We start from the raw sequence: 19044 nt of genomic DNA on the forward strand, positions 1-19044 counted from the left end.
AATGGTTTCAGGGCCGCGGCGCAGGGCGGCGGCCCATCTATATGGATAATGAGACTCAACCCATTTCGGGAGGGTTATCGCGGGGGTTCCGTATTATCGGGTTGAAACCGGGAATTGTTGGCATTCGCTGCCAGCCCCGCCATTGAGGCGATGAAACCGGGGGTTCCAGCAATTCAAATGCTTGGAAATTTCGCCCCTCACCCCCGTCTATCCTTGGGCCATGTCGACCTTGCCACGGCTTCCAGTCATCGGACTTGTGGGCGGCATCGGCAGCGGCAAGAGCGAAGTCGCCCGCATGCTCGCCGAAGTCGGCTGCGTCGTCTGCGACTCTGATTCGCTGGTCCGCAAGACTCTTCGCGAACCCGCGATCAAGCAAGAACTTGTGAATTGGTGGGGGCCCACCATCCTCGACTCGCATGGCGAGATCAACCGAAAGGCGGTCGCCCACTTGGTCTTCGCATCAAACGAGGACCGCCTTCGCCTCGAACAGCTCATCCATCCGCGCGTCGAAGCCCGTCGCCAGGAAATCTTCGCCGCGGCTCCGCCGACCACGCCCGCCCTGGTCATCGACGCGCCGCTGCTCCTGGAAGCCGGCTTGGGCCCCAAATGCGACCGGATCTGGTTCATCGACGCGCCCCTGGCCACCCGAATCGAGCGCGTGCACAAGGCGCGGGGCTGGGCCGCGACCGACCTGGAGCGCCGCGAATCGGCCCAATGGCCGCTTGACCGAAAGCGCTCCGCAGCCCATGATGTACTCCGCAACGAGGGTGATTCGGCCTCGCTGCGGAGACAGGTGTTGCAGGTTCTGCGGGATCTCCCGCCGGTGACCTCAACCGGATCAAAGCTCTAAACCGTCGGCGGGCGTCCGCTTACAGAGTTTCGAGTTCCGTCAATCGCTGCGATCACAGGCCCTGTGCCTCCGCAGAAAAATTGGATTGTTCGTTATCCCACACACTCAAACACATAGAAGAGATTCACACATGAGCAAGCGTCGTCGTCGTAAGGGTGGTCAGCATGGACAGCACGGTCAATCCGGCCAGCCGCACATGCCCGTCATGGTCCTGGCCCCGGGCAGCATTCCGACCGACGATTTGCTGGACGCCGAGATCCGCGAGCTCGACTCCGACGCCGCCGGCAAGACCGCCGGCAAGAAGGAAGACCTGGATGTCGCCGGCATGCACCGCCTGGGCGCCGAGGAGATCATCAAGCTCGCCCACAAGGAAGGGCTCGACGAGCAGGTCGGCCTGCCCAAGCAGAAACTGGTCTTCGAGATCCTGAAGGCTCGCGCCAACAAGCAGGGGCTGATGACGGCCACCGGCACGCTGGAGATCATGAACGAGGGCTTCGGCTTCCTGCGCAGCCCCGAATACAGCTACCTGGAAAGCCCCGACGACATCTATGTGAGCGCCCTGCACATCCGCCGCCTTGGCCTTCGCAAAGGTCAGGTCATCACTGGACTGGTGCGTGCCCCCAAGGACACCGAGGTCTTCTTCACGCTGCTGCGCGTCGACCAGGTCAACGGCAAGCCGCTTTCCGCGCTGCGCGACCTGCCCACCTTCGAGGCCCTCACGCCGCTGCATCCCGACAAGCGCATCCACCTGGAAATGGTCGGCCAGCCCACCAAGCTCGAGACCCGCATCATTGACATGGTCACGCCGCTGGGCTTCGGCCAGCGCGGCCTGATCGTGGCCCCGCCGCGCACCGGCAAGACCGTGATTCTGCAGCAAATCACCAACGCCATCTGCGTGAACCACCCCGACGTGCATGTGATCGTGCTGCTCATCGACGAGCGCCCCGAGGAAGTCACGGATTTCCGCCGCAACACCCCGCCGCGCGTAGAGGTCATCGCCAGCACCTTCGACGAGGAAGTGTCGCGCCACATCCAGGTCGCCGAAATGGTGATGGAGAAGGCCCGGCGCATGGTCGAATTCGGCCAGCACGTGGTGATCCTGCTCGACTCCATCACCCGCCTCGCCCGCGGCTACAACAACAACATGTCCGGCTCCGGCAAGATCGGCTCCGGCGGCGTGGACAACTCCGCCCTGATCAAGCCAAAGAAGTTCTTCGGCTCCGCTCGCAACATCGAGCATGGCGGCTCGCTCACCATTCTGGCCACCGCCCTGGTGGACACCGGCAGCCGCGCCGACGAAGTCATCTTCGAGGAGTTCAAGGGCACCGGCAACTCCGAGTTGCACCTGGACCGCAAGCTGGTCGAGAAGCGCATCTATCCCGCCATCGACGTCGGCGCCAGCGGCACCCGCCGCGAGGAATTGCTGCTGGACCCCAAGGAGCATGAGCTGATCGTGCGCCTTCGCAAGGTGGTCAGCGACATGAACGTGGTCGAGGCCATGGAGCTCCTCAAGAGCCGCCTGGGCAAGACCAAGAGCAACGCCGAGTTCCTGATGACCATGAACATGGGCTGAGAAACCCGCATTCCCGCCCGCCAACCCGCGATCCCCGCGGCGAATGTCCCCAGTTGAGCCCGAGCCTGCACCCCCAGGGGCTTGGAACCCGTATAGAGAAACGCCGCCTTTGCAAGGAAAACCAATGCCCTCCACCCGCACGACCCGCACCCACGCCCGTCGCCGCATCGGCTTCACGCTGATCGAGATCCTGGTCGTGATCAGCATCATCGCCATCCTGATCGGCATCCTTCTGCCCACCCTCAGCGTGGTCCGCGGCAACGCGGCGCGAGCCGGCAGCATGGCCCACATGAAACAGACCTTCAGCCTGATCCAGGCCTATGCCCAGGCGAACAAGGAAACGATCACCCCCAGCTCATTCGACTACACCGCAGCCACGATCAAGGGCAAGGTGCGCAGCGAGACGGCCCCGCCCCGGGGCAATGTGAACAAGGGGACCTGGGCGGACATTCTCTGGACCGACGCCGGCTACGGCCCCGCGGTGGTCGACGAGACGACCGACATCTACCACTACCGCTTCGACAATCCAGACGACAGTTTCTACGAGAAATTGCCTAATTTCGACCGCACTCCCTTTCGGTCCAAGACATCTTTAATCGCTCCTTTCGAAGAAGCCAATGTGATCAGCAAGGATGCGGAGATCGAGGGGAACCTGTTGGGCGGCAACGCGGAGGCGGCAGGGGTGCCCGGCCACTTCGCGGCCAACAATTTCTTCGACTCGCGTGCCTCCAAGCGGAACATGACCAACCACGCCTTCGACGCGCCCAAGGGACCGTACTTCACCTTTGGCGAACTCGCCCGCCCGGAGAATTGCGCCTACCTGGTCGATTCCCTCGCCGGCGAAACCATCGACCCGGTCGACGATGCCGGCAATGGCGTGCAGCCCTTCGAAGTCCTCGAGCCGACGCGGGTGCAAGTCGACTTCCGCTATCCCGGCGGCACCTGCCTCATTCTTCTGCTGGATGGCCACGTCCAGGCGGAATCAAAGTGGGACACCCTGCTGGACATCGAGGGCGAAGCCAACAACCGAAACAGCAGCGGAGCCATGATCGACACACTCAAGGGTGGCGAACAAGGCCGCGGAATTCGCTTTCGCCACCTGGATATGCGGTAAAAATCGACCGCGGCCCCCACTTGACCGAGGCCGAAAAATAGGTACCCTTTCGCATTCACCGCCCGCTTCAACGGGCGGTTTTTAATCGGTGAGTGCCACCGTAGCTCAGTGGTAGAGCACACCCTTGGTAAGGGTGAGGTCGAGGGTTCAATCCCCTTCGGTGGCTTAGACGGCGTCGATGTTGGCGACCGTCAACCGAACTCAAAGTCGCCCGGACATCGGTTCGGACGCACGTCGCCCGAGCGACACGACGAGCCTTGTCGGAACAGTTCCGACGCGTCGAGTCTCTCAAAGCTTGTTTGGAGCAATCGCCATGGCCAAGGAAAATTTCAATCGCACGAAACCACACGTCAACGTCGGCACGATCGGACACGTCGATCACGGCAAGACCACACTGACCGCTGCCATCACCGCCGTCCAGGCGGCGAAGGGGCTGAGCAAGGCCGTCGCGTATGACGCGGTCGCCAAGGCCAGCGAAAGCGAAGGCCGCCGCGATCCGACCAAGATCGTGACGATCGCCACCAGCCACGTCGAGTACGAGACCAAGACCCGGCATTACGCCCACGTCGACTGCCCAGGCCACGCCGATTATGTGAAGAACATGATCACCGGCGCCGCCCAGATGGACGGCGCGATCCTGGTGGTCAGCGCCTACGACGGCCCCATGCCCCAGACCAAGGAGCACATCCTTCTGGCCCGCCAGGTCGGCGTTCCCGCCCTCGTGGTGTTCCTCAACAAGTGCGACCTCGTCGACGACAAGGAGCTCCTCGAGCTCGTCGAGATGGAAGTCCGCGAGTTGCTCACCAAGTACGGCTTCCCCGGCGACAAGATTCCGATCATCCGCGGCACCGCCATCCAGGCGCTGAACAACCCGAATGACGCCGAGAAGACCAAGTGCATCACCGAGCTGATGGACGCGATCGACAAGTACATTCCGGAGCCCGTCCGCGAGACCGACAAGCCCTTCATGATGAGCGTCGAAGACGTCTTCAGCATCAAGGGCCGCGGCACCGTGGCCACCGGCCGCATCGAGCGCGGCATCGTGAAGGTGAACGACGAAGTCGAAATCGTCGGTCTCCGTCCCGAGTCCCGCAAGACCATCGTGACCGGCGTCGAGATGTTCCAGAAGACCCTCGATGAAGGCCGCGCCGGCGACAACGTCGGCTGCCTGCTTCGTGGCGTCGAAAAGGCCGACGTGGAGCGCGGACAGGTGCTCTGCAAGCCGGGCACCATCAAGCCGCACACCAAGTTCGAGGCCCAGGTCTATGTGCTCAAGAAGGAGGAGGGTGGACGCTCCACTTCCTTCATCTCCGGCTACAAGCCTCAGTTCTACTTCCGCACCTCCGACATCACCGGCCGCATCGAGCTGATCAAGGATGGCGTGGATTCCAAGGACCTGATGTGCATGCCCGGCGACGACATCACCATGCGCGTCGACCTTGAAGGCAAGGGCGTGGCCATGGAAGTCGGAACGCGTTTCGCGGTTCGTGAAGGCGGCCGAACCGTGGGTTCGGGAGTCTGCACGAAGATCAATCTGTGAGTTTCATCCCGTCCGGTCCCGGCGGCTCTTTGAGCCGACCGGGGCGGGCGGGATTCATCAAGGGCCTCAGGCCTGGAGTTTGTCATGGCAAAGAAATCACTCGACCGCGAATACGTCTGGCTGCAGTGCTCCGAAACGGGCGATCTCAACTATCGCACGGAAATCCGCGTGAAGGGCGGCATTTCGGAGAGGGTGAAGGAGGGCTTCAAGAAGTTCTCGCCGCGCCTCCGCAAGCACACGCTTCACAAGATCAAGCGCAAGTAAGGGTCCCAAGCCCTGCTGACGCATAGACGCCGGTAGCTCAGCTGGTAGAGCAGCGGATTCCAAATCCGCAGGTCGCGGGTTCGATCCCCTCCCGGCGTGTTGAGAGCAGTGGTGGGTCGTTCCAAGGCTCCAGTGTCCGCTCCGTTGTTCCGCCTCGTTCGTCGTCGGCCTCCGCCGCAATCGCTCCGCATCGCTGAAAGTTCATCATGGCAAGTGCAATTCGAAAATTCGGTCAGGGCTACTGGACACGAGTGATGTCCGTGGTGGGTTTCGGTCTGGTGGGCGTGCTGGGCGCCATCTGGATCTGGCGCATGCTGGAGACCGTCAACGTCGGCTTCCCCTCCGTCTACCTGGCCAGCGGCGCGGCGACGCTCTTCCTGGCCCTCGTCGGCTCGCTCATCTGGTGGTACGTGGGCTGGAACTCGCGCAGCGTGGACTTCCTGGTGGCCACCGAGGGCGAGATGAAGAAGGTGAACTGGTCCACGCGGCACGAGCTCGTGGGCAGCACCGTGGTGGTGATCGCCGTGGTCATCATCATCTCGCTGTTCTGCTGGATGTTTGACTTTTTCTTTTCCACCCTGTTCGTCTGGATGAAAGTTTTGGACATGAGGAGTTGATCGACATGCTCTCTGAAGAACCGACAAAGAACGACCATCACGCCGAGGACGCGGGCGACGCGCCGGCCAAGACCAAGAACCTCTCCGCCGGGCTCGGCGCGCTGCGCAGCAGCGGCCCGCTCAAGGGCGGCGTGGCCACCAGCCGCGCCTTCGAGGCGGCTTCCACCAAGAACCGCGACAAGGCCGTGCCGCACATCGCCCCGCCGACCCCCTCCGCCGAGGAGGCTTCCGCGACTCCGGTCGACCCCGACTCCGAGCTGCCGATGTATCGCGACGGCATGGACTGGTTCGTGCTCCGCGTCGCCAGCAACAAGGAGAACTCCGTGCAGTCCACGCTGGAGCGCAAGGTCCAGATCGAAGGCATGAAGCACCTGGTCGGCCGCATCATGGTGCCGACCGAGAAGACCAAGACCATCAAGGCCGGCAAGCAGCGGGTCACCGAAACCAAGCTCTATCCCGGCTACGTCTTCGTGGAAATGAAGCTGGAGCCGGACGGCCGCATTCCGCAGGATGTCTTCTTCCTCATCAAGGAGACCACCGGCGTGGGCGATTTCGTCGGCACCGCCGGACGGCCGACGCCGATGGCGCCGCCCGAGGTCGAGAAGATGCTCTTCGACAGCAAGAAGCCCGACGAGTCGCCGACAGTCCGCATGGAGTTCGTCAAGGGCGACGCGGTCATCATCAAGGAAGGCCCATTCCAGAACTACGAGGGAACGGTCGACGAGACCCTGCCCGACAAGGGCCTGGTTCGCGTGTTGGTTACCATCTTCGGCCGGCAGGCTCCTGTTGAGCTTGAATACTGGCAGATCGCCAAGGCCGAAAAATAATCGGCCGGGAGTCCTCCCTATGCAACGAATCGCATCACCGCTTGTGCTCGCCCTGAGTCTGATCGCGGCGCTGGCCGGCTGCACGGCCGGCGCGACTTATCCGCCCACCGCGGGCAAGACCGTGCTGTCACCCTCCACGCCGCCCTGTCCGCAGATCATGGCCAGCGGCATGCGCTACGCGCAGCAGCGTCTGGCTCCGGCCGGCGAGGTCCTGGTCTTCAATCTTCCGCCGCAGACGCCAGAGGGCGTGTGGCTGGACATCGGCAAGCGGCTCGGCGAGGGCGCCCGCCCCATGACGGAGAACGACAAGGTCGGCATGACCCTGCAGCAGGCCCGCCTCAACGGCAGCAGCGCCGAGGTGGACGTGGTCTACGTCACCACCGAGGGCGTGTGGCAGATGGCCACCGTGCATCTGGACGGCTACTTCGGCGCGGAGTTCCGACCGGCCTTCGTGCAGCGCTGGCTGATCCCAGTGGAGAAGCCCTCGTTCAATCCTCCGCTGACCGGCATCATCTTTGATGCACCGGAAGCCCCGGCCCCATCGCCGATCATTCCCAGCACGCCGACCGGCGATGCGCAGAAGACCGCGGCGTCGCAGCACTGACCGAATTTTGAGCCGGCGCGAGGCATCCAAGTGACGGCCATTCACGGTGCGTTCCGCGGGGTGTCCAAATGACTTCCATTCATGGCGCCATCCGCGAGGCCGCCCGCGACATCAAGTTGCATCACAGCGTTTTCGCCCTGCCATTCGCCCTGCTGGCGGCCTGCATCGCGGCGCGCACCCCTTCGGGGATTGCCTGGGATCAATTCGCCATTCTGCTCGCCCTGGTCTGCGTCGCCATGATTGCGGCGCGGACGACGGCCATGCTCGCCAACCGGATCGCCGACGCGGGGATCGACGCGCGGAATCCGCGCACCTCGGGGCGGGCGATTCCGTCGGGGCGGCTGCTGCTGGCGCAGGCCAAGCTCATGGCGGCGGCGTCGGCGCTGCTTTTCTTCGCCGCGTGCGGCGCCTTCGGCGTGCTGCGCGGCAATTGGTGGCCGCTCATGCTCTCGGTGCCTGTGCTGGCGTGGCTGGTCGCCTACCCGTTGGTCAAGCGCGTCTCGTGGATGTGCCACGTGTGGCTCGGCCTGAGCCTGGCCATGAGCGCGCCCGCGGCGGCGCTGGCGGTGCGACCCGAGGGCGCCCTGCAGCCGGTGATGTGGTGGCTGGCGGGGATGATCCTGCTGTGGGTCGCGGGCTTCGATGTGATCTACGCCCTGCAGGATGTGGACATCGACCGCCGCGACAAGCTGCACAGCATGCCTGCGGACCTGGGCGAGGGCCGCGCAATGATGGTGTCGCGACTCATGCATGGCGGCGCCGTGGCCTGCCTCGTCGCGGCGCAGCTTTCGTGTCCCGCTCTGGGTCGGCCCTTTCAAATCGCCATCGCCCTGGCCGCGGGCGTGCTGCTGGCCGAGCATCTGACGGTGCGCCGCTGGGGCACCACGCGGATGGCGCTCACCTTCTTCACGCTCAACGGGGTCGTGAGCCTCATGCTCGGCGGCGCCGGCATCCTCGGCTTGTGGATGGCCGCCTCGTAGCATGGTCGCGTGAAGCGATCCCTTCCATCGCCCGCGGCGCAATTGATGGAGCGACTACTGCGCCAGGAGTGCGAATCGCTGCACGGACGGATCGCCCAGGCCCTCGGCGGATCGGCGCGGGATTGCGAGGAGGGAATCCTCGGCTTCCGGCGCTGCATCAAGCGGATTCGCTGCGCGCTGCAATTGACCGCGGGGGGAGTGGGTTCAATGCAGCGGAGCGACCTCGATCGCCTCTGGGCGGAGCTCGCGCGCAGGCTCGGAGTTTTCCGCGACAGCGACGCGCAGCAGGCCAAGGTCGGACAATTGATCGAGCGTCTGCCGCCGCACGTGCGCGAAGAAGTCCGCCAGGCGTGGAGCGCCGCGATTACGGAGCCATGTGTCGCGTCGTCCGACGCCGATCGCAAGGAAGTGCTCCGGAGCCTTGAGGCGGACACCGAGCGGGCGATCGCCCTCACCGAAGCTCTGAGCTTGGGCGACCTCACGCCCAGCCTCCTCGCCGGATCGGTGCGGCACATCTGGAGGCGAGCCCGCGTCCAGTCGGGGAAGTCCTGGGCCGGCCGAAGCGAGGCCTGGCTGCATTCCCTGCGCAAGAAAGTCCAGCACACGCACATCGCCTTCCGGCTGCTGCGGGGGAGAACGGGCGAGCGCGGCTTGAAGCTGGAAAAGGGGTTCGACGCCGCCGCAAAATCCATGGGCGAACTCCGCGACCTCTCGATGCTCCGCCGCCGCTTCGCCGCGATGGAATTGACGCGCCCGCTCCCACCGGCCCTGGCACTCCTGCGAACCGAGGCGCTGCGAACCGAGCTCGAATCCGTGAAGGAAGCCCGAAAGCAGGTTCAAAAAGCCTTCAAGTCCGGCATGGCCCGCGTGCTCCGCGAGATCGAAGTCCAATCCGGCTCGATGTGACGGCGGCGTGTTACCTTCGCGTCCAGACCCCATGAACCAAGCCGCCAAAAACCAGAACGCCAAAGTGCAGACCGCCATCACCCCCACCCGCGAGCAGAACTACGCCGAGTGGTACCAACAGGTGGTGAAGGCCGCCGACCTGGCCGAGACCAGCGCGGTGCGCGGATGCATGGTGATCAAGCCCTGGGGCTACGCCATGTGGGAAAATATCCAGCGCACGCTGGACCGCATGTTCAAGGCCACCGGCCACAAGAACGCCTACTTCCCGCTCTTCATTCCGCTCTCCTTCCTGCAGAAGGAGGCCACCCACGTCGATGGCTTCGCCAAGGAGTGCGCCGTGGTCACCCACCACCGCCTGCAGATGAAGGATGGCAAGCTGGTCCCCGCGGGCGAGCTTGAGGAGCCCCTGGTCGTGCGTCCGACCAGCGAAACAATCATCGGCGCCAGCTTCTCCAAATGGGTGCAGAGCTACCGCGATCTGCCGCTGCTGATCAACCAATGGGCGAACATCGTGCGCTGGGAGATGCGCACGCGGCTCTTCCTGCGCACCACCGAGTTCCTCTGGCAGGAGGGCCACACCGCCCACGCCACCGAGGCCGAGGCCGTCGAGGAGACCATGAAGATGCTCGGCGTCTACGCCGACTTCGCCGAGAATTGGATGGCGATGCCCGTGATCACGGGTCGCAAGACCGATGGGGAGCGCTTCCCCGGCGCGGTCGACACCTACGCCATCGAGTCCATGATGCAGGACCGCAAGGCGCTGCAGGCGGGAACCAGCCATTTCCTCGGGCAGAACTTCGCCAAGGCAAGCGAGATCAAGTACCTCGACCAGGCAGGACAGCTGCAGCACGCCTGGACCACCAGCTGGGGGGTGAGCACGCGGCTCATCGGCGGTCTGATCATGTCGCACTCCGACGACGATGGCCTGATCGTGCCGCCGCGCCTGGCCCCCACGCATTTCGTGATCCTTCCCATTTCGCCCAAGCCCGAGACGCAGGCTGCGGTGCTCGAGGCCTGCCGCAAGCTCGCGGCGCGCCTGTCGGAGATCCCCTACGCCGGCCGCACGATTGAGGTGGAGGTCGACACTCGCGACATGCGCGGCGGCGACAAGATGTGGAGCTGGGTGAAGAAGGGTGTGCCCGTGCGCATCGAGGTCGGCCCGCGCGATCTGGAGCAGGGGGTGGTCAGCCTCTCGCGGCGCGACCGCGGCGTGAAGGAGCGGGAAAGCATCGCCCCCGACGCTGTGGTCGCCGGTGCCGTGAAGCTGCTCGAAGAGATCCAGTCGGGCATGCTGGCCAAGGCCCGGGCTTTTCGCGAGGCCCACACCCGCAAGATCGACGATCCCGGCGAATTCCGCGCCTTCTTCACCCCCAAGAAAGAGGAGAGCGACAACGCCCCCACGGAGATCCACGGCGGCTTTGCCAGTTGCCGCTTCGCCATGGACGTGGCGGCCGAGGAGAAGCTCAAGAACGAGATGGGGGTCACGGTCCGCGTAGTGCCGCTGGACCACGAGAAGGATCCCGGCCCCTGCATCCTCACGGGGAAGCCCGCCGAGCGGCGGGTGATCTTCGCCAAGTCCTATTGACCGATAAGGCTGTTTTTCAGGGCTTTTGAGCCCATCGCGCCGGGCATTTTCCTGTTGTTTCGCGGGAAATTGTGGAACCGTGCTTGCTTCCCATGCGGAAGACTCCATGCTGCAAAGCATCAGTCATTTCGGCTGACAGTTGAGGTTGAGGGAAAGGGAAAATATGAAAATTCGTTGTCTTTCATTCTTTGCCATTGGGGCGATCACATTGGCCGCGAACGCGGGCCTGGTGAATCCCTTGATCCCCGCCTGGCGCGGCACCGCCAACACCACCTACATGGGTTGGGAAAATTTCACCGCCGCCTACGGAGGAGCGAACCTTCCGGACGCACCCTTGAGCGCAAACCTCGGTGGACTCTACAACTTCGGTTTCGGCTCCACGATCAACGGATCCAACAACATCGTCGGCAACACCAGCCCGCTCTTCATCACCATGATCGGCGGCATCATCTTCCCGCAGAATCCTGTGGAAGTGGTGCTGAACATTGCCGCCCAGGGACCGGTGATCAACCTGGCGACCGTGAAGCTCTCCTTCTACGACAATTTGGGAAATTTCGTCCAGTTGAATCCCAATTTGACCGATATTCGGTTCGACGCTCCATTTCCTGGAGGTCGTGATCAAACGCTCGCTTTCACTTGGAATCTTCCAGCAAACCTGATCGCCGCTACGCAGTGGCAAATCAATTATTCCAGCTCCGGTGTCGGCACTGCGCTCGACGCCGCTTCGCTGGATATGCGTTTCATTCCCGCGCCCGGAGTCATGTCCGTGCTGGCCATGCTCGGTGGTGGCGGGATGATTTGTGGGAGGCGACGTCGTCTGTAAAGACGGATCGCCTCACCCACGCCCTTTTTTGAGCAGGCGGGTTCAGACATCTGGGCCCGTCTGCTTGATTTTTAGGGTGAAATGATTTTTCAAGCCCGAGGGATTTCTCAGGATCGCCGCGACGCCCGGTCGCCGGCCAATTTCTCGTCCCAGCGCACCGCCAAGTCGTGCGACACGCCCAGCAGATCCATCATCCGCGCCGACATGAAATCCAGCAGGTCATCGATCGACTTGGGATTCAGGTAGAAGCCGGGCGACAGGGGCAGCACGATTGCCCCGGCCATGGTCGCGGCGCGCATAGCGTCGATCTCGACCAGACTCAGCGGCGTCTCGCGGTGGGCCAGGACCAGCCGGCGCCGCTCCTTCAGGGTCACCATGGCGGCGCGCTGGAGCTGGTTGTCGGTCATGCCATAGGCGATCTTGGAAAGGGAGTTGCCCGAGCAGGGGACGACGATCATTCCATCGTGGCGGAAGGATCCGCTGGCCAACGGGCCTCCCAGGTCATTTTCGTTGTGCACGGTCAGCAGCCCCCCGCGGCCGCCGGTGAGCTGGTCGGGATCGAGCTTCTTGATGCCGACTTCCTCCGCCAGCAGGCGCCGGCCCAGCGCCGAGCAGACCAGGTGAATTTCGCATTCGGCGCGGGCCAGATGCTCGAGGAGGCGCTGCGCATAGGCGGCTCCGCTGGCGCCTGAAATGCCCACGATGATGATTTTTGATTCCATGTCGATCCTTGCCGCCCGTTCGGTCTCGGGCGGAGTCAAGGGTAGGCGATGGCTCAGGCGATGACGGCTTCGACCCGCGGATAGAGGGCGACCTTGGAGACTGCGGCGCCAGGCTTCAGAAAGCCCCACTGGGAGCGAATGTCCCATTTGGCATCCTCCGGGACGCCAAGCAGCCGGGAGAATTCCCCCATTTTCTGCGGTAGGAAGGGCTCCAGCAGCAGCGATGCAATGCGGACGCTCTCCAGGCACTGTGAAAGGATGGAGGCCACGCGGTCGCGCTGGGCAGGATCCTTCACCAGCTTGAAGGGCTCGGTCTGGTTGATGAACCCGTCCACCTCGCGCAGCAATTTCATGGCGTCGTCGGCCGCCGCCGAAAGATGGAAGTGCTCGAAGTGCCTCTGCCAGTCGGCGACCGCCTGCTTGCAGCGCGCCGGCCAGGGGCCGCCCTTCTCGCTGTCGGCGGGCATCTTGCCGTCGAAAGTCTTCGCGATCATCGCCGTCACGCGGCTGGAGCAGTTGCCGACGGTGTTGACCAGGTCGGCGACGTAGGTTTCGTGAAACGCCGCGGCGCGGAAATCCGCGTCGGTGGCGTCGAGCGGCCCGCGCGTCAGCATGAACCAGCGCCACGCATCCAGTCCATACTTCGCGATGTAGCCCTCGATCGTCGGCAGGTCGATGAAATTGCCCAGGCTCTTGCTCATCTTCTGGCCCTCGCTGATCCAGAAGCTGTGCGCGTGGATGTGCTTGGGAAGCGGCAGCTCCAGGGCCATCAGGATCGCCGGCCAGATGACGGCGTGGAACCAGAGGATTTCCTTGCCGATCACGTGCCAGTCGGCGGGCCAGTAGCGCCGCTTGGTGTTGGCCGCGGAGTCGTCGGCGTAGTCCAGTGCCGTGATGTAGTTGAAGAGCGCGTCGATCCACACGTAGATGACGTGGCCGGGGTCGCCCGGCATCGGGATGCCCCACTTGAAATTGGTGCGCGTGATCGGCACGTCCTGCAAGCCGTCGCGCAGGCGGCCGGCCACCTCGTTCATGCGGGCCAGCGGCTGCACGAATCCGGGCTGCTTCTCGAAGTGGGCCTTCAGCCGGTCGCTGAAGGCGCTCAGCTTGAAGTACCAGTTCTCCTCCTTGGCCCGGACCAGCGGCCGGCCGCTGATCGAGCTCTTGAAGTCGCACTCCTTGGCGCGGGTCTCGGTGAGGTATTCCTCCTGGCCCTCGTCGTACCAGCCCTCGAAGGCGCCCTTGTAGAGCGCGCCCGATTTCTGCAATCGCTCGATGAAAGCCTGCACCTGCTTTTCGTGCCGCGGCTGGGTGGTGCGGATGAAGTCGGTGTTGGTCAGATCAAAGAGGGCGAGGGCGCGCTGGAACTCCGCGGCGTTGATGTCGGCCCACGCCTGCGGCGTCATGTTGTGGGCGGCGGCGGACTTCTCCACCTTCACGCCATGCTCGTCGGTTCCGGTGAGGAAGAAGACGTCGCCATCCTGCAGGCGGATCGCCCGCGCCCAGGCGTCGCACAGCGTGGTCGTGAAGACGTGGCCGATGTGCGGGTGGTCGTTGACGTAATAGATGGGTGTGGTGATGCAGGCCGTTCGGGACATGGGGCAGAGTCTAGGACTTTTACGGTGCGTCGAAGAAGGCCGCGACCCTGTCGGCCTCATGCTCATCCTCGACGCAGGCAAGGTAGAGCACCGGTCCGTCGCTCCAGATGAGGGCGGTGGATTCGTCGGCGCCGCTCTGGGCGATGTCCCCATGCAGAAGCACCTTTGGCATGAAGGGGCGCGACCGGCCCAGCGTGTCGAAGGCCAGGTACTGCCCGTCGTCCGCGGCGAGATACAGCACCATCCAGCGGTCACCGTCGGGAGTCAGCCGCTGGTAGACCAGCTCCGCCGAGCGGTAGGGCGCGCCGGGAAGCGACGCCGCGGAGACTTTCCGAAGCTGGTACCCGGTTTCGGTGAGATCGGGCGGCTGGATGGAGCGGCCGAGCAGGCGGGTGAGCAGAGGAGTCTGCTCCGCGGGCTTGAGCGCGGGCTTGTTCTCCTGCCGGAGGCAGGTCAATACGGCGCCGCCGCGCAGGCTCGCCGCCGCCTCGACCACGTCGCTCAGGGGAACGCCGCCCAGCAGCGTCAGTCGACCCGCGATTCTCGGGCCGTAAATGCCGAATAAAATCGCCGCCAACACCATGAGCAGGGCGATCGCCACGGCGGTCTTTGAGATCCGGTGCGCGGGCTGTGGAGTCGGCGGGTAGTGGTCCAAGGAGGGCGCATGTTAATGATGATTGATCGTGGCTACGATGATGGGATGACGCGACGCGATTCCATCTCAAGAGCGACCATTCGAACCGGGCTGAAACTCGGCGGGGTGTTGTCGCTGGCGGCCACGATCGCCTTTGCCCAGAACGCGCTGGACAACTCGCTGCACCTGGGATCCGGCGGCATCAACAACACCGTGGTCAACCAATCCCCGTCGCGGCCAAGGATTCGGCGCGACAATTCCGAGCTCCGGGAGTACGCCGAGCGAACGGGCTACCACGCCGACTCCGACTTCTACCGCAACTACGCGCAGGACTCACGGGCCAATGACTACAACCGAAATCCACAGGCCCGCAACGACCGCTATCCGGTGGAGGATTCGTTCTCCGACCGGGACAACTGGAAAAAGAAGGCCGATCCGCTGAGGTTCGACAGCCAGGGTCTGGCGCTGACCTCCGCCTCCACCCGGGCCCAGCAGGACATCGGTACTCAAATGGCGATGTACCGAACCCGCGGCGGTGAGACCGGCACGCTGACGGCCAGCAATCTGCGCGGAGTGAAGTTGGAGAGCGACAAGGAACGCCTGGGTTCGCAGCGAATGACGCTCTATGAGACGGCGCGCCTGCGCGAGGATGTCCGCAACAACACCATGCGGGCCGATGCCATCGGTGTGGGGCGATCCGATCCCTTCAGGCCATACCAGGCCACCGACGCGATCGGGGCCATGAAGACGCCGCAGGCCAGGCCAAAGAACGAAACGCAAGGCGGCGAGCCGCTCGACACGCGAAGCAGGGGATATGACGCCGTGGTCAGGGAAGTGAAGGGTCGCCTCGAAGTCAAGCTCAAGGGCGACGAGAAGAAGCCGCACCCCACACCCGACCAGGCCACGCCAAAAGAGGATGAGTCTTCGAGCGATCGGCTGGTGAGCGCCTACGACGCGCTGCGCGGCAAAATCACCGAGAAGCGAAAGGAAGACGACAAGAAAGTCAAAGAAGAGGCCGCCCGCAACGCGATGCTCCGGCCGTCGGCGGACGCAGCCAAGGGCGAGACGACACCGGCTTCCGCCGCGGATGCAGACAAGGCGAAGCAGGCGGCCGATGAGCTGACGCTCGAGGACTACGCCGCCATCCTGAAGCATGGGCAGCGCATCGACACCATGACCGGCGAGGAGAAGAACCGCCTGAACGAGCTCCTCTCCGAGGGGCAGCGCGCGATGTACGAGGGCAACTCATTCGTCGCCGAGACGCGTTTCGAAGTGGCCTTGGCCATCCGCCCCAATGATCCGCTGGCGCTGACCGGACTACTGCATTGCCAGATCGGCGCTAACCTCGCAGGCTCGGCGGCGCTGACGCTGCACAAGCTCTACGCGCAGCACCCCGAAATGATGGATGTGAAGTGGGGGCCGCAGACGCTGCCGCCGCGGGCGCGACTTGAGAAGGCGCTGGCCGAAGCGGGCCGCCGCGTCACGCTCGGCCGCGATGTGGACCAGTATGGATTGCTGCAGGCCTACATCGGTCACTTGCTGGGCGACCAGGACGCCGTGACCTCCGGCCTCAACGCCATGCGCGGGACCCCCGGCGACGAGAACATGGCCAAGATCCTGAGGAAGCTCTGGGTCGATCCCGCCACCGACCGGACGCCGCAGCGCATCAATCCGGCACCTGAACCCAAGGCCGCCGATCCTGCGGTGCCCGCGGTTCCCGCGCCTGCGCCCGCTTCGGCACCTAGCGCCGACCCTGCGCCGCCGCCGACCACGACGCCTTAAGCCGGGTTACAGCGCGGTCGCAGACCCCATTTTCATTTTTGTTTAGCGCAATTCCGCGGCGCTCTTCACACCCAGATTCTGGAAGATGGCCCGCGTGGCCGCGCTCTTGTTGAGCGTGTAGAAGTGCAAACCGCGCACCCCCTTGTCGAGCAGGGCCAGGCACTGCTCGGTCGCCCAGTGGATGCCGACGCGCTCCACCGCCGCGGCATCGTCGCCGCAGCGCTGCACAGCCCGGAGCAATTTGGCTGGGAAGCGGGTGCCACCGGCCAGGTCCGCCATGCGCTTGAGCCCGGCGACGCTGGTAATGGGCATGATGCCGGCCATCACCGGAACACGGATGCCCGCGAGTTCGCAGCGCTCCTGCCAGTCGAAGAACGCGGCGTTGTCGAAGAAGAGCTGGCTGCAGATGTAGTCGGCGCCGGCGTCCACTTTGGCGCGGAGATGATCCATCTGCACCAGGGTGTTGGGGGTCTCGGGGTGACCTTCGGGAAAGCCCGCCACGCCGATGCCGAAGCCGCGCCGATCGGAGTGGACGCCGCGCTCGTTGAATTGACGGATGCACTTGACCAGGTCAACGGCGTGCGGGAAATCGCTGGCCCCGCTGCCGGCCACCGGCGCGTCCCCGCGCAGGGCGAGAATGTTGGAGACGCCGCTCCGTGCGTATTGGGTCAGGATCTCCTCGATGTCGCCGCGGCCATGGCTGACGCAGGTGAGATGCGGAATCGGGTCCAGTTTGGTCTGGCTCTTCAGCTTGGCGACCAGCTCGTGGGTGCGCGTCCGCGTGCTTCCCGCCGCGCCGTAGGTGACGCTGACAAACGAGGGCTGGAGCTTCTCGAAGTCCGCGATGTCGTGAAAGAGGGAGTCCCAACCCGCGTCGGTGCGAGGAGGGAAAAACTCGAAGCTCGCGGTGACCGAGTCGCGGGAAAGAATGTCCGCGATGTGCATGCGGGTAGTCTATTGCGAATTCCCTCCATGCCCAATTCCGAACGCATCTCCAAACCTGCGGGCCGCCGCATGAGCCTGTACTTCCGCGTGCTGCAGAGCCAGCTCGACCAGGCCGGCGCCTCGATCAGCAGCAAGGAGCTCGGCGCCCGGACCGGCGTCAAGGATGCCCAGGTGCGCAAGGATCTGGCGTGTTTCGGCTCGCTGGGGCGGCCCGGCGTCGGCTACCGCGTGGCGGAGCTCCACGGTCTCCTGCAGAAGCGCCTGGGCATGGATCAGACCTGGCGGACGGTACTGGTCGGGGCGGGGAACATCGGCCGCGCCCTGCTGGCCTACCCGCGCTTCCGCAACGAAGGCTTCGATTTCGTCGCGGCCTTCGACGCGGAGAAGAAAACCGTCGGCAAGCGGATCGCGGGGCTGGCCATCCAGCCCATGAGCGAGATGAAGAAGACCGTGAAGCAGAGGCGGGCCCAGATCGGACTGATCGCGGTGCCGCCGGATGCCGCCGCCGAGGTCGCCCAAAGCCTGGTCGAGGCCGGCATCCAGGGAATCCTGAATTTTGCGCCGATTCGGCTGCAGCTGCCGCGGGGGGTGGCCATGGTCAATGTAGATTTCACCGATGCGTTGGAGCAGCTCGCCTTCGAGATTCGAATGTCCACGTCCTTGGAGGGCCCGTGAGGTGAACCGGCTCCGATCCATGTTCGCCGCCGCCCTCTTCGCCCTCGCGGGTTGCCACGCGACCGTTTTGACGCCGAGCCCCGCGGACGCGCTGAGGCAGCAAAACCAGGAACTCGAGGCGAAGAATTCCGCGCTTGAAGCCCAGGTCGAGGAGCTGCAGGCCCAGCTTGCCATCAAGGGTGACGCTGCCACGAAGTCGCCAACGGCGGAAGTGGAGCAAGCCACGCCGCGCCTCGCCAAGATTTCCATTGGAAGCCTGTCCCGGGTCGGGGCGAAACACGCAGCCGATGGCGAACCCTTCAAACCCGGAGAGCTCTTGGTTTTCCTGTATGTCGAGGATGGAAAGGGCCGCCCATTTCAATTGACGGGCGACTTGCACCTTGAAGCCACCGTGCATACGCCGTTTGGCTTTACCAGCCTCGCATCAGCCCAATGGGGACCGCTTCAACTGCGGGATCGATATCGAAGCGGGTTCGGGACTCCCCATTACTCGCTGACGGTGCCCATCATTGTGCAGCATGAAGTGCCGGATGCCACCGCCCTGGTCATCCTGACCTACACCGATGGCTGGACGGGCCGAACCATGAAAGTCGATCGGACGGTTCCCTTGACAAACGACGATTTCTCAAAGGAAAATCCCGACAAATCGGAGTGATTATCATGGGCGGATCCATGCCACGAGTCGAATCCAACCCTTCGCGGCGACTTTCGCTGCCGCGGCCCGCGCGCCCCACAATCACTAGTGGTCGATGGGTCGCGATCGTGTGCTCGGTGGCTATGGGTTGCATGGCGGGCGTGACCGGATGCCAGAAAGTTCTCTTTCCGGAGAGCGAGCCGCGCAATCAGTTCGAGCGCTCCGACAATCTGCGCGATCGATTCACTCCGGTCACGGAACCTGATGTTTTCGGCACGCCGAAGCCCGCATTGCGAGCCCGGCTCGCTCCGCCGTCGACTTGATTCGCGGCGCAAAAAGTTTTCAAAATCGCCAAAGCCCGGCGCCCATTT

General features: G+C 64.1%; 20 protein-coding genes and 2 tRNA genes. 18 read left to right on the top strand and 4 right to left on the bottom strand.

All coding sequences use genetic code 11. From position 1 onward, the window contains the following. Window positions 1–220 precede the first annotated feature (220 nt). The 14 genes from coaE to K8R92_07940 all read left to right on the top strand — a co-directional run bounded on the left by coaE (window position 221) and on the right by K8R92_07940 (window position 11683). Window positions 221–850 (top strand): dephospho-CoA kinase, encoded by a 630-nt coding sequence (gene coaE, locus K8R92_07875; GenBank protein ID MCE9619814.1) that lies wholly within the window; start codon window positions 221–223, stop codon window positions 848–850. Window positions 851–980: 130 nt separating this feature from the next. Then, window positions 981–2423: a transcription termination factor Rho gene (rho, locus tag K8R92_07880; GenBank protein MCE9619815.1), complete on the top strand. Its 1443-nt coding sequence runs from the start codon at window positions 981–983 to the stop codon at window positions 2421–2423. Window positions 2424–2547: 124 nt separating this feature from the next. Then, window positions 2548–3537 carry a prepilin-type N-terminal cleavage/methylation domain-containing protein gene (locus tag K8R92_07885; GenBank protein ID MCE9619816.1) on the top strand — a complete coding sequence of 330 codons (990 nt, stop codon included), beginning with the start codon at window positions 2548–2550 and terminating at the stop codon, window positions 3535–3537. Window positions 3538–3631: 94 nt separating this feature from the next. Next, window positions 3632–3703: transfer RNA gene (locus K8R92_07890), tRNA-Thr, on the top strand. A gap of 147 nt (window positions 3704–3850) precedes the next feature. Further along, a complete protein-coding gene (gene tuf / locus K8R92_07895; GenBank protein ID MCE9619817.1) occupies window positions 3851–5077 on the top strand; it encodes an elongation factor Tu in 1227 nt (408 codons plus the stop codon). 84 nt (window positions 5078–5161) lie between these two features. After that, window positions 5162–5341, top strand: coding sequence for a 50S ribosomal protein L33 (rpmG, locus tag K8R92_07900; protein MCE9619818.1), 180 nt, complete (start codon window positions 5162–5164; stop codon window positions 5339–5341). 26 nt (window positions 5342–5367) lie between these two features. Next, a tRNA-Trp gene (locus K8R92_07905) sits at window positions 5368–5440 on the top strand. Window positions 5441–5547: 107 nt separating this feature from the next. Next, complete coding sequence (gene secE / locus K8R92_07910; protein MCE9619819.1) at window positions 5548–5958, top strand: preprotein translocase subunit SecE; 411 nt, start codon at window positions 5548–5550, stop codon at window positions 5956–5958. A gap of 263 nt (window positions 5959–6221) precedes the next feature. Continuing rightward, window positions 6222–6785, top strand: coding sequence for a transcription termination/antitermination protein NusG (nusG, locus tag K8R92_07915; protein ID MCE9619820.1), 564 nt, complete (start codon window positions 6222–6224; stop codon window positions 6783–6785). Between the two features lie 19 nt (window positions 6786–6804). Continuing rightward, window positions 6805–7389 carry a hypothetical protein gene (locus tag K8R92_07920; protein MCE9619821.1) on the top strand — a complete coding sequence of 195 codons (585 nt, stop codon included), beginning with the start codon at window positions 6805–6807 and terminating at the stop codon, window positions 7387–7389. A 68-nt stretch (window positions 7390–7457) separates the two neighbouring features. After that, the gene (gene ubiA / locus K8R92_07925; protein MCE9619822.1) at window positions 7458–8369 is read left to right on the top strand and encodes a putative 4-hydroxybenzoate polyprenyltransferase; all 912 of its coding nucleotides are present in this window, start codon (window positions 7458–7460) and stop codon (window positions 8367–8369) included. Window positions 8370–8378: 9 nt separating this feature from the next. Beyond that, the gene (locus tag K8R92_07930; GenBank protein MCE9619823.1) at window positions 8379–9275 is read left to right on the top strand and encodes a CHAD domain-containing protein; all 897 of its coding nucleotides are present in this window, start codon (window positions 8379–8381) and stop codon (window positions 9273–9275) included. A 31-nt stretch (window positions 9276–9306) separates the two neighbouring features. Then, window positions 9307–10860 (top strand): proline--tRNA ligase, encoded by a 1554-nt coding sequence (gene proS, locus K8R92_07935; GenBank protein MCE9619824.1) that lies wholly within the window; start codon window positions 9307–9309, stop codon window positions 10858–10860. Between the two features lie 238 nt (window positions 10861–11098). After that, window positions 11099–11683 (top strand): hypothetical protein, encoded by a 585-nt coding sequence (locus tag K8R92_07940; GenBank protein MCE9619825.1) that lies wholly within the window; start codon window positions 11099–11101, stop codon window positions 11681–11683. Window positions 11684–11790: 107 nt separating this feature from the next. Here the strand turns inward: K8R92_07940 and K8R92_07945 are convergent, their stop codons facing one another. The 3 genes from K8R92_07945 to K8R92_07955 are packed head-to-tail and all read right to left on the bottom strand — an operon-like array spanning window position 11791 to window position 14658. After that, window positions 11791–12405, bottom strand: coding sequence for a UbiX family flavin prenyltransferase (locus tag K8R92_07945; protein MCE9619826.1), 615 nt, complete (start codon window positions 12403–12405; stop codon window positions 11791–11793). A 53-nt stretch (window positions 12406–12458) separates the two neighbouring features. Further along, a complete protein-coding gene (gene metG, locus K8R92_07950; GenBank protein ID MCE9619827.1) occupies window positions 12459–14003 on the bottom strand; it encodes a methionine--tRNA ligase in 1545 nt (514 codons plus the stop codon). Window positions 14004–14022: 19 nt separating this feature from the next. After that, the gene (locus tag K8R92_07955; protein ID MCE9619828.1) at window positions 14023–14658 is read right to left on the bottom strand and encodes a hypothetical protein; all 636 of its coding nucleotides are present in this window, start codon (window positions 14656–14658) and stop codon (window positions 14023–14025) included. Between the two features lie 45 nt (window positions 14659–14703). On the opposite strand from K8R92_07955, the gene K8R92_07960 reads away from it, so the two are divergent. Beyond that, window positions 14704–16419, top strand: coding sequence for a hypothetical protein (locus K8R92_07960; protein MCE9619829.1), 1716 nt, complete (start codon window positions 14704–14706; stop codon window positions 16417–16419). 42 nt (window positions 16420–16461) lie between these two features. Here K8R92_07960 and metF read toward each other — a convergent pair whose 3' ends face one another. Beyond that, on the bottom strand, window positions 16462–17364 hold the full coding sequence (metF, locus tag K8R92_07965; protein ID MCE9619830.1) for a methylenetetrahydrofolate reductase [NAD(P)H]: 903 nt from the start codon (window positions 17362–17364) through the stop codon (window positions 16462–16464). 27 nt (window positions 17365–17391) lie between these two features. On the opposite strand from metF, the gene K8R92_07970 reads away from it, so the two are divergent. From K8R92_07970 to K8R92_07980, 3 genes are all read left to right on the top strand, one after another. Beyond that, the gene (locus K8R92_07970) at window positions 17392–18039 is read left to right on the top strand and encodes a redox-sensing transcriptional repressor Rex (GenBank protein ID MCE9619831.1); all 648 of its coding nucleotides are present in this window, start codon (window positions 17392–17394) and stop codon (window positions 18037–18039) included. A 19-nt stretch (window positions 18040–18058) separates the two neighbouring features. After that, window positions 18059–18694 carry a hypothetical protein gene (locus K8R92_07975; protein MCE9619832.1) on the top strand — a complete coding sequence of 212 codons (636 nt, stop codon included), beginning with the start codon at window positions 18059–18061 and terminating at the stop codon, window positions 18692–18694. A gap of 131 nt (window positions 18695–18825) precedes the next feature. After that, complete coding sequence (locus K8R92_07980) at window positions 18826–18996, top strand: hypothetical protein (protein MCE9619833.1); 171 nt, start codon at window positions 18826–18828, stop codon at window positions 18994–18996. Window positions 18997–19044 lie beyond the last annotated feature (48 nt).

The organism is Planctomycetota bacterium, from assembly GCA_021414025.1.
In the GTDB taxonomy this organism is placed as follows: domain Bacteria; phylum Planctomycetota; class Phycisphaerae; order Phycisphaerales; family SM1A02; genus SYAC01.

Bases quoted from the DNA above. Each gene is read 5' to 3' on its own strand.
- coaE (MCE9619814.1), top strand. From the start codon at position 221: ATGTCGACCTTGCCACGGCTTCCAGTCATCGGACTTGTGGGCGGCATC.
- rho (MCE9619815.1), top strand. From the start codon at position 981: ATGAGCAAGCGTCGTCGTCGTAAGGGTGGTCAGCATGGACAGCACGGT.
- K8R92_07885 (MCE9619816.1), top strand. From the start codon at position 2,548: ATGCCCTCCACCCGCACGACCCGCACCCACGCCCGTCGCCGCATCGGC.
- tuf (MCE9619817.1), top strand. From the start codon at position 3,851: ATGGCCAAGGAAAATTTCAATCGCACGAAACCACACGTCAACGTCGGC.
- rpmG (MCE9619818.1), top strand. From the start codon at position 5,162: ATGGCAAAGAAATCACTCGACCGCGAATACGTCTGGCTGCAGTGCTCC.
- secE (MCE9619819.1), top strand. From the start codon at position 5,548: ATGGCAAGTGCAATTCGAAAATTCGGTCAGGGCTACTGGACACGAGTG.
- nusG (MCE9619820.1), top strand. From the start codon at position 6,222: ATGTATCGCGACGGCATGGACTGGTTCGTGCTCCGCGTCGCCAGCAAC.
- K8R92_07920 (MCE9619821.1), top strand. From the start codon at position 6,805: ATGCAACGAATCGCATCACCGCTTGTGCTCGCCCTGAGTCTGATCGCG.
- ubiA (MCE9619822.1), top strand. From the start codon at position 7,458: ATGACTTCCATTCATGGCGCCATCCGCGAGGCCGCCCGCGACATCAAG.
- proS (MCE9619824.1), top strand. From the start codon at position 9,307: ATGAACCAAGCCGCCAAAAACCAGAACGCCAAAGTGCAGACCGCCATC.
- K8R92_07945 (MCE9619826.1), bottom strand. From the start codon at position 12,405: ATGGAATCAAAAATCATCATCGTGGGCATTTCAGGCGCCAGCGGAGCC.
- metG (MCE9619827.1), bottom strand. From the start codon at position 14,003: ATGTCCCGAACGGCCTGCATCACCACACCCATCTATTACGTCAACGAC.
- K8R92_07960 (MCE9619829.1), top strand. From the start codon at position 14,704: ATGACGCGACGCGATTCCATCTCAAGAGCGACCATTCGAACCGGGCTG.
- metF (MCE9619830.1), bottom strand. From the start codon at position 17,364: ATGCACATCGCGGACATTCTTTCCCGCGACTCGGTCACCGCGAGCTTC.
- K8R92_07970 (MCE9619831.1), top strand. From the start codon at position 17,392: ATGCCCAATTCCGAACGCATCTCCAAACCTGCGGGCCGCCGCATGAGC.
- K8R92_07975 (MCE9619832.1), top strand. From the start codon at position 18,059: ATGTTCGCCGCCGCCCTCTTCGCCCTCGCGGGTTGCCACGCGACCGTT.
- K8R92_07980 (MCE9619833.1), top strand. From the start codon at position 18,826: ATGGCGGGCGTGACCGGATGCCAGAAAGTTCTCTTTCCGGAGAGCGAG.